The following is a 6695-nucleotide window of genomic DNA, read 5'->3' on the forward strand; positions in this document are numbered from 1 at the left end:
AAATTGCCAGTTGTATCAGCTGGCAATTTATTTTCTATTCAACTCCTTTAGCATTTGTTACAATCTTATAAATCGATTTTGACGCGGTAATAAATAAAATGTTTTTGTCTTTTCCGCCAAAGGAAATGTTTCCGCACCAATTTTCTGGCACATCGATATGACCAATTTTATTTCCATTTGGGTTGTAAATATCAACCCCTTTACCAGTTAAATAAATATTTCCTTTACTATCTAAAGTCATTCCGTCAGAACCCTGCCTAAGTAACAACTGGCGATTGCCTAATGAAGCATCTTGGCCTATCTCATATCTATAAGTTACATCAGCAACTCTATCTGCCACGTATAAATATTTTCCATCGGGTGTACCAACAATACCATTTGGTCTTTTAAAATCATCTGCCACAACCACTGCTGTCTTTTTTCCTTTCGGGAGATAATAAACCTTTTCACCAACAATTTCTGGCGATTTTCTTGTCCAGTAATCACGTTGGTAATATGGGTCGGTAAAATATATTCCGCCATTTTTGTCTATCCAAATATCATTCGGGCCATTTACTTTCTTACCCTCAAAATCAGAAAATAAAACAGTTACCTTTTTATTTTTATCGATAGACCAAATTTCATTATGTTCATCAGCACACACAATTAGATTTCCCTTTTTATCAAAATAAGTTCCGTTTGCCCTGCCAGATTTATCCATATATAAACTTAAATGGCCACCAATATCATATTTCCAAATCTTATCATTGGGCTGGTCTGTAAAAAAAATATTTCCTTGCTTATCTACGGAGGCTCCTTCTGTAAATTTAAATTGCGAAGAAATCAGTTTTAAACTATCCTGAACAAAGATTGGATTGGTGGATTGTGCAAAGGAAAGTAAAGAAAGCAAAGTTAAAATCGAAAAGATGAAGTACTTTTTCATAGGATGATATTTGGTATTGCAAGGTGATGAATAAACATCTCTGTTGCAAATAAAAAAGATATCGTTATTTCGAGCGAAGCCGAGAAATCTTTGAAAATAGAAGATTTAAAAATATCTCGAATTGATAAATTTTAGAAGAGCAATACCCGAAGCATCTATTAATATTCGTCCCGCTATCTCTTCAAGTCCTCATCCTCGTTCCTCGTCTTCCGGGCTTTTCGTTCTATCGGGTCTAATTAACTTTTGTTTCTGTAAGTATTTAAGGTTGAATTTAGATAGTGTCGTCATTTCGAGCGCAGCCGAGAAATCTTTGAACATAGAAAACTTAAATCTCAACACCGTCATTTCGAGCGCAGTCGAGAAATCTTTGAAATAAATACCTGATGTAAATATATCGTCTTCAACTTTATAAAAACAGGATATATTTTTCATTCAAATGATCAATTAAAAACTTAGCTCACCCTTTTCCCTTTTAACAACATATTCAAAGCATCATTTAAAGTTCCTGCTTTTTGTACTTCACCCTCATTTACAAAATAAATTTCATCGGCATTTTCGATGGTATTTAATCGGTGGGCGATGATAACCAATGTTGTTTCTTTAGATAATTTATTTAAAATGCTGCTTAATAATTGTTCTGTAATCGTATCAATGTTGGCTGTGGCTTCATCTAAAATCAGTAACTCCGGGTTGCGTAAAACAGCTCGCATGAAAGCAATTAACTGTTTTTGCCCTAAACTAATGCTATCAGAACCCGAAGTAATTTGAGTATTCAAACCTTCATCAAAAATGGCCAAAAGGGCATCGAGATTTGCATCCTGAATTATTTTTTTCAGCTCATCATCACTCACATCTTTATACTGACTGTTGCCATATAAAATATTATCCTTAACAGTTCCCGTAAATAAAAATGGTTCTTGCAGAATAAAACCAATTTTTTGTGTGCGCTCTTCCGCACTAAACGAACGAATATCTTTCCCGTTAAGTAAAACCGTACCTTTTGTGGCATCATACAACCTCGAAATTAATGAGGCAGTTGTGGTTTTTCCTCCACCAGTTGGCCCAATTAAGGCGTAAGTTTTACCTTTTTCGAACCTTAAATTTATATTATGAAGAATTTCTTTTGAATCATCATAAGCGAAATGAACATTTTTAAACTCAAGCAAAGCATCAGAGGTAATCGCTTTATCGCCTTCTACCTGTTGCAGATTTGTATCCAATAATAGGATTTGTGAGATTCTATCCCAACTTGCCATCGCCACCTGAAAGCTTGTCCAAAGGGCTGCCAATTGCCTTAACGGATTGTAAAAATTGGTGCAATACGAAATGTAACTGACCAATAAGCCTAATGAAAACTGACCAATAGAAATTAAATAAATACCAAAAAGCAATACGATTAACTGTGCGGCACTGGATAATAATCCATAAACCGGAACAAAAATATTATTGGCCAACCCTGCGCCGATAGCCATTTTGTAATTTTCTTTATTTGCCTCATCAAAACGTTTCCTAAAATAATCGCGGCGATTGAAGGCTATAATCACTTTGAAATTGTTTAAACTTTCCTGGATTTCGGCGCTTAAACCACCAGTACTTTTTAAACTTTTGGCATTCTTAGCTTTTACCCAAGGCGTTAAGGCTACCGTAAATAATACGATGATAACCGCTGGCGAAAGTGCAGCTGCACCAAGTTCCAAATTGATGGATAAGAGGAAAATACCTGCACCAATCATGGTTACAATACTGCTTACAAACTGCATCAGCGATTGCGAGAAAAACTGGTTAATTTTATCAGTATCACTGTTCACCCTCGAAATTAAATCGCCAGCTTTATTTTGATTGAAGAAGGAAACCGGCAATTCTTGTAGTTTATTGAAGATGGCATTCCGCAGTGTAAAGAGCATTCTCTGTCCAATGCCACCCATTAATTTGGTTTGTGTGTAGCCAGTAACCATCGCAATCATATACATTACCAACAAAATTCCTCCGAAAACCAAAACGCCATGAAATTGCTTGGTTCTGATGTAAGTATCGATAGTGTGCCCAACTAAAAGCGGTCCAAGTAAAAGTAAACCCGAGTTGACCAAAATTGCAATTAAGGCCAGCCAAAGGTTTCTCTGCTCATCAGAAATAAATTTCAGCAATCTTTTAAGCGCATTGTAGGTCGATTGCTTTTCCGTACCCTCGCTCAGTTGGTTAAGATTGTATTTCATAATTGCTGGTACTCTGTTGTGAATTGTAAATTTGAACGTATTCTGCACTGTTTTTTAACAATTCCGAATGCGTTCCTTCGGCAATAATTTCGCCTTGCATCATCAAAATGACTTTGTCGTAATTTTCTACCGATGCTATTTTTTGGGTGACTGACAATAACGTTAAACCTGGATAATTTTGCTGAATGTTTTCTAAAATCCGCTTTTCGGTATTGGTATCTACGCGGGCTGTGAAATCATCCAATAATAAAATTTTAGGATTAACCGCTAATGCCCTCGCCAACATAATGCGCTGCTTTTGACCACCGGAAAGGCTATTTCCACGCTCAGAAACTATGGTATTTAATTTATCTGGCAGGCTATCTATAAATTCTTTTAGTTCTGCCGTTTGAATAGCTTTCGCCAAAGATTCATCGGTTACGGTATCGCTAAAGGCAATATTTTCGCGAATGCTCATGTTAAACATAATGCTATCCTGAAATACAAAACCCACCTGTTTATGAAAATTTTCTTGATTATAACTGTTGATTTCTTTGTTATCAAAAAGCACTTCGCCACTGTTTGGGTCTATTAATCCGGTTAAAATGTATAACAATTGTGTTTTCCCAGCAGCTGTTGGTCCGATGATTGCCGTTTTTGAACCGGCCTTTGCAGAGAACGAAATATCTTTTAAAATTGGTTTTTGTCTGATGTTTAGCGAGATGCCTTTTGCCTCAACATTGCCAATTAATGTTTCAGTTGATATTCCTTGGTGTTGAATTTCTGGCGCATTTAATACGCTTTCTATTCTTTGGTAAGATGCTGTTGCCTGAGCAATTACATTACTCATAAAGCCGATAACCAAAATTGGGAAAATAATTAAGGCCAGATAACTGTTAAATGCTGCAAACTCGCCTAAAGACATGCTGTTGGTGATTACGAAATGACCACCCAGTACTAAAATGGTTAAGCCCGATAAGTTGGCTACAAAAACAATAATGGGAATTAAACCTGCAAACAAACGCAGAATGGATAAACCTAAATCTCTTGCTTTGGCATTGGCATCGAGAAATTTATTGTATTCGAGCTGTTGCGAATTGATAACGCGAATTAATGCAGCACCTAAAATACTCTCACTAATCACTTTATTAAGCCAATCGATTACTTCTCTACTTTTGATGAAAAGCACCCTTACTTTTTTTAATACAAAGAAAAACGCACCACCGATAATAGGCACAATCGCAATAATGCATAAAGCCAATTTCCAGTTTATCATCAGTAGGAAAATACTTGCTCCAACTATTAAAAAGATAGACGATGCTAATGATACGATTGCCTGAGAAACAAACATTTTTATCGAATCGGCATCAGACGTGAGGTTTGTAAGCAGCTTTGATGGATTTGCCTGCAGGATGTAGGCATGGCTTTGTCGCGAAATTTGGTCGGACAGTTTGGTTCTTAAATCTCTTGCAACACGTTCTGAAGCGTAAGTTTGTACAATACTTTGCAGATAAGTAAAAATAAAAACCAACACAATTGCCAAAGCAAACTGGTACAAAATTGAGTTTAAATCAAAAGTTTTGTTGGTGTACGAATCGATACCACTTGCAATAATTTTTGGCAATAATAAATTGATTCCGTTACTTAATAACGCAAAAAAAATCAATAGAAAAATTAAGCCTTTGTATGATGCAAGTAAACTAAAAACACTTGGTTTTTTAGCCTCTTTGGGTTTTGCCATGTTGTGTGATGAACTTTTGTAAAAATCAAATTTACCCCATTTATCTGAATAGACTGTATGTTTATTTTAATTTTTAAGATAAGGTTATAAACCTCACCATATGATTGTTTTTGCATTGCAAAGTGTTGTACGTACCCTCTCCTTGAAGAGCGGGATTTGTTGGACTGTAAGCCTCACCCTATCAACGTTTTTGCATTGGCAAGTGTTGTACGCTCCCTCTCCTTGAAGAGAGGGATTTGTTGGACTGTGGTTAATACACGAGAGATTCATAGCACAGCTTTTATGCATTTTTTAATATGAAAAGTATATAACAAACACAAAGCAATTAGAATACACCGTTTCATTAAGTAATTTCATTTCATTGCCATTGGTTTCAACCAATGGAATAGTATATATTCTCCCAAACGGAACAATCCTTTGTTTCTAAACGGGATGGCAGCGATATACTTTTTAGATGCAGTTCCATTTAATGTTCAGCATAAACATTAACAAAAAAGATATAGCGAACAGCCCGACTGATTTCTCCGATGAAACACTTCAGTACCTTTCCAAATCATTTAAAACTAATTTACGCGTAAACATTGCTACCATTGAAACAATCCTTCGTTTTTAAACGGGATGGCAGCGATATACTTTTTAAATGCAGTTTCATTTGATGTTTAGCACAAACATTCATTAAAAAGATATAGCGAACAGCCCGACTGATTTCTCCGATGAAACACTTCAGTACCTTCCCAAATCATTTAAAACTAATTTGCGCCTAAACATTACTACCTTTGCACAAAACCATTGAAGAAAATGGTTAACCCACATTATGATTGAAATAGGAAAATACAACGAGCTAAGGGTTTTAAGCAAAACTGAGGCTGGTTTAAATTTAACAGATGGCGATAAATTGGTGCTCTTGCCATACCAATATGTGCCAAAAGGCTTAGAAATTGGTGAAAATGTTAGCGTTTTTGTTTACATCCAAAAGGATGGCCGATTAACGGGAACTACTCAAAAAGCTTACGCTGAAGTTGGCGATTTTGCTTTTTTGAAAGTTGTTTCTGATGGCGACGATGGTATTTTTATGGATTTAGGAATCGATAAAGATGTTTACGTACCCAGCAAAGAGCAAAAAAGACCGATGCAAAAGGGCTACAAATATGTGGTTTATTTGTATCTAGACGAAAATAACGACCGGCTATTGGCATCCTCTAAATTGCAAGATTTTGTAGAAGAAGAAGATTTTGATTTCGAGGAGGGCGATGAAGTGAGTTTATTAATTACAGAAGAAACGGATTTAGGGTTCAACGCAATTATTAACAATACATATATAGGTTTGCTATACCACAACGAGGTTTTTGACAACATTCAGGTAGGTGAGCAACGTAAAGGGTGGATTAAAAAAATCCGTGTGGAAGGGAAAATCGATTTAACCTTACAACCGAGCGGTTATGGCCATATCTTAGATTCGAAAGAAATGATGTTGGCCGAGCTGAAAAAAAGTGGCGGTGTGATTGAATTGGGAGATAAAAGTTCTCCTGAAGAGATTTACCATCGTTTCCAGATTAGCAAAAGCGCTTTCAAGAAAACCATTGGTTCGCTTTATAAAGAACGTTTAATTATGCTTTCTGATGATTCGATAAGGTTAATTACCGACGAAGACGCAGAGTAAAATGATTAATTTTTCAACCATATAAGAACATTCGAGCTTGGATGTTCTTATATGTCTTATATGGTCAAAACCTTTGGGAAAGCGCCTTCTAGAAAATATATTTGTTTGAAAGTCAAATTGTGCTTTCTAATAAATCAATAGTTCATTTTTAAAACAGATAAGACATATAAGGAACATATA

5 protein-coding genes are annotated in these 6695 nt (G+C 35.8%); 1 reads left to right on the forward strand and 4 read right to left on the reverse strand.

Annotated features, from left to right (window positions below):
• Window positions 1-34 precede the first annotated feature (34 nt).
• The 4 genes from D7004_RS10525 to D7004_RS10540 form a co-directional block, all read right to left on the reverse strand.
• Complete coding sequence (locus tag D7004_RS10525; RefSeq protein ID WP_123205822.1) at window positions 35-922, reverse strand: SMP-30/gluconolactonase/LRE family protein; 888 nt, start codon at window positions 920-922, stop codon at window positions 35-37.
• A gap of 189 nt (window positions 923-1111) precedes the next feature.
• A complete protein-coding gene (locus tag D7004_RS10530; protein ID WP_123205823.1) occupies window positions 1112-1354 on the reverse strand; it encodes a hypothetical protein in 243 nt (80 codons plus the stop codon).
• 20 nt (window positions 1355-1374) lie between these two features.
• A complete protein-coding gene (locus tag D7004_RS10535) occupies window positions 1375-3135 on the reverse strand; it encodes an ABC transporter ATP-binding protein (RefSeq protein WP_123205824.1) in 1761 nt (586 codons plus the stop codon).
• Window positions 3119-4855, reverse strand: coding sequence for an ABC transporter ATP-binding protein (locus D7004_RS10540; protein WP_123205825.1), 1737 nt, complete (start codon window positions 4853-4855; stop codon window positions 3119-3121). Before D7004_RS10540 ends, D7004_RS10535 begins: the two co-directional genes overlap by 17 nt.
• Before the next feature lie 814 nt (window positions 4856-5669).
• Here D7004_RS10540 and D7004_RS10545 point away from each other — a divergent pair.
• Window positions 5670-6515, forward strand: coding sequence for a CvfB family protein (locus D7004_RS10545; RefSeq protein WP_123205826.1), 846 nt, complete (start codon window positions 5670-5672; stop codon window positions 6513-6515).
• Window positions 6516-6695: the final 180 nt, after the last annotated feature.

Source organism: Pedobacter jejuensis (assembly GCF_003725795.1).
In the GTDB taxonomy this organism is placed as follows: domain Bacteria; phylum Bacteroidota; class Bacteroidia; order Sphingobacteriales; family Sphingobacteriaceae; genus Pedobacter; species Pedobacter jejuensis.

Coding starts and splice junctions, on each gene's coding strand:
- D7004_RS10525 (WP_123205822.1), bottom strand. CDS start 922: ATGAAAAAGTACTTCATCTTTTCGATTTTAACTTTGCTTTCTTTACTT.
- D7004_RS10530 (WP_123205823.1), bottom strand. CDS start 1,354: ATGAAAAATATATCCTGTTTTTATAAAGTTGAAGACGATATATTTACA.
- D7004_RS10535 (WP_123205824.1), bottom strand. CDS start 3,135: ATGAAATACAATCTTAACCAACTGAGCGAGGGTACGGAAAAGCAATCG.
- D7004_RS10540 (WP_123205825.1), bottom strand. CDS start 4,855: ATGGCAAAACCCAAAGAGGCTAAAAAACCAAGTGTTTTTAGTTTACTT.
- D7004_RS10545 (WP_123205826.1), top strand. CDS start 5,670: ATGATTGAAATAGGAAAATACAACGAGCTAAGGGTTTTAAGCAAAACT.